Genomic DNA, 296 nt, shown 5'->3' with positions numbered 1-296 from the left:
TGGCGGGCGCTACTAAAGCTGTGTTTGGTTCACAAGCCCAAGTATGCCGTTATTTCATCTGAGCAGGTGCGTGCTGATGCGGTTGAGGCGTTTAAAAATGCGAGTACCGACACGGAACTTTTGTTTGGGGCGGACGCGTTAACATTTATCGCTAGCCATAATGAAGTAGATATTGTTATGGCTGCAATCGTTGGTGCGGCTGGTTTATCTTCGAGTTTTGCTGCGGCCCAGTCAGGAAAAAAACTTCTTTTAGCGAATAAAGAGTCTCTCGTGTTGGCGGGATCGCTGCTCATGAA

Annotated in this window: 1 pseudogene; it reads left to right on the top strand. The window is 48.0% G+C overall.

The window, feature by feature from the left end:
* Positions 1 to 296 (top strand): annotated as a pseudogene (locus tag A3738_RS10560) (1-deoxy-D-xylulose-5-phosphate reductoisomerase); the annotation flags it as partial.

It is taken from the genome of Oleiphilus sp. HI0066 (assembly GCF_001635725.1).
This window is presented reverse-complemented; position numbering and strand designations above follow the sequence as displayed.